Annotated in this window: 3 protein-coding genes; 1 reads left to right on the forward strand and 2 read right to left on the reverse strand. The window is 40.6% G+C overall.

Going from position 1 to position 2,544, the window contains the following annotated elements; all coding sequences use genetic code 11:
* The coding region (locus QZZ35_RS10985; RefSeq protein ID WP_291237441.1) for a hypothetical protein at positions 1 to 258 on the reverse strand (258 nt) is incomplete at its 3' end.
* A 313-nt stretch (positions 259 to 571) separates the two neighbouring features.
* Here QZZ35_RS10985 and QZZ35_RS10990 point away from each other — a divergent pair.
* Complete coding sequence (locus tag QZZ35_RS10990) at positions 572 to 1,831, forward strand: IS110 family transposase (protein WP_291237442.1); 1,260 nt, start codon at positions 572 to 574, stop codon at positions 1,829 to 1,831.
* A gap of 93 nt (positions 1,832 to 1,924) precedes the next feature.
* On the opposite strand, the gene cas4 is transcribed toward QZZ35_RS10990, so the two are convergent.
* On the reverse strand, positions 1,925 to 2,544 hold a 620-nt coding region (gene cas4 / locus QZZ35_RS10995; RefSeq protein ID WP_291237443.1), incomplete at its 5' end, for a CRISPR-associated protein Cas4.

The following is a 2,544-nucleotide window of genomic DNA, read 5'->3' on the forward strand; positions in this document are numbered from 1 at the left end:
TGCCCCATCAAAGCTGGCATGAAAAAAATTGACATAAATGATATTGCCATACCAGGAAAATGCCAGGACATGATTATTGCTTTCAGAACAGTTCAGTGCAATCGGACAGGCTGTTTTTCTGACTACAAACGGCAGATCGTTCTCTTCAATATATATGGCATCCGTATGTCTGACATAGCTGACTTTCAGATATGCACAACGTTTTTCAATAAATTGTACTGCCTGAATCAGACATTCTTCATCGATATTTTCTTTCATTTCTATAATCCGCCTTTCTGCGAAAGGCACCGATGGGGTTATGAAACCTTTCATCTGCTTTCCGCTTTCTAATTTATTTTCCTTCTGATATTATTTTCTTATAAGACTGACACACTACAGAACACGCAGAGGTGAGTGGCGGGGCTGTATAGCGGCGACCTCGCATTTCTATATGTTGTCGGTCATCCGTTAAGGCATCAATGATTGGCGCATACCGTAGCCCGTAAACTTATCTCTTCCAAAGTCGACTCGATTTTGCCGGATGACCAGTCACTGTCAGTTTTATAACGATAAATCTTCAGGAGGTTTTTTCGTGTCGTTTAAAATTCTAAAAAACAACTGCTGTGGACTTGATGTCCACAAAACATGGATCTTTGCCTGCATTGGTATTACTGATTCCCACAGTCGTACAGAGTATAAGCAAGCTCGCTTTTCTTCCTTTTCCAAAGGGTTGCAAGAGTTGTGTGACTGGCTTGCAAAATATAACTGTACCGATGTCTGTATGGAATCTACCGGCAAGTACTGGATTCCTGTTTTTAATATTTTGGAGAAGAATAATATCTGGATTACTCTTTCTCACCCCAAATATACCAAGCCTCAAAAGGGCAACAAGACTGATCGTAAGGATGCCAAGTGGATTTGCGATTTATATATGTGCGGAATGGTCAAACCTTCCTTTATTCCACCTGCTGACATCCGTGAATTAAGAGATTTGGTAAGATACAGATATAAACTTACCTGTATGATTACCAGCGAAAAGAATCGTGCCCAAAATTGTCTTACCGTGTCTAACCTAAAACTGGATGATGTCTTTTCTGATGTATTTGGTAAATCTTCTCGTTCTATTACTGAACAGATTTTACAACACCCTGGGGAAAACTTTGATGTAGCACCTTTTGTTGATGGCAGATGTAAAACTCCAATCGAAGAAATACAGGCTGCTGTTGACGGTGCCATCTCTTCAGAACAGGCTGTGAAACTCAGACAATGCCTTAATCACATCGATGAATTAGAAATGCACAAAGCAGAAATAGAACGGGAAATCTTTCGTCTCAGTGATAAATACGAAGAAGCCCTTACTCTTATTCGAACCGTTCCGGGATTCGATAAGAACCCAATAACTGCTATTCAGGTGCTCTCTGAAATCGGAGGTGATATGTCTGTATTCCCCACAGCCAAAAACCTCGTCTCATGGGCTGGATGTTGTCCTCGTAATGACCAAAGCAATCGTAAAATCAAATCCACCAGGATTTCCCGTGCTGGTTCCTATTTTAAACCAGTTTTGGTGCAAGTTGCAAATGCTTTAATTAAATCCAGGAAACATCCTGAAATTACTAACCGTTATCGACGTATCAAAGCACGGCGTGGTCACAAGAAAGCTATCATTGCCATTTGTCGTATGCTCCTGACCGCTATCTGGCACATACTTACAGATTTAAAACCATATACACCAGAAGGCTTTCTCGAGTCACGTCCTGTGAACGAATCTAAAGTGCTGACTACTTCCCAGGCACTTAATCTGCTTAAACAACGTGGCTACATCATCAAAGATGAAGCTGCTCCTATTGCTTGATTAGGTGTTGTGTCTATATTTAATTTTTTAGCCACCGAAAGATGGCTTGTTTGCTATGCCCTTTTATCTTTCTCTACCCACTACTTCTTTGTTTCAAACTTCTTGCTCCTCCAGCATCTGATCAAGATACCTTTTCACTGAAACCGCTTTTCCCAATTTAGGAAGGCAAATATCTTTTAGGGAACATGCATTACAAGATTTGCTGTATTTCACTTTCGGAGTATAATGCCTGTTATAATATTGATGCATCTCCTCAAACATTTTTTCAACTTCAGTACGTAAATCACTCGTAATATCTACAATTTCCCGTCTCCTGCTCTCCCCATAAAAAATTGCTCCTTCTGGCACTTCTGTGGAAAACATTTCTTCAAGACACATTGCCTGCGCTGCAAGCTGCAGTTTATCCTCCTCTGTGAGTTTTGACCTTCCTTTTTTATATTCTATTGGATACACAGAAAATAATCCTCGATGTCCATGTAGCCTTATCCCATCATCACATCTATGAAATTCCACAACATCACACTCTCCGCTGACCCCCATTGCTCTTGACGAAACCGGAAGGGCTCTGGCAATAACGATATCCTTACGTTTTTCTCTAAGATACGGATCATGCACTCTTTTATGCATCAACTCTCCAATAACGGTATGCACATTATCCGCCCACTGCTGCTCAATATGGATCAGTGCCCATTGTCTTCTGCAAAATTTAAAAT

It is taken from the genome of Frisingicoccus sp., from assembly GCA_016298055.1.
GTDB lineage: Bacteria > Bacillota > Clostridia > Lachnospirales > Lachnospiraceae > Frisingicoccus.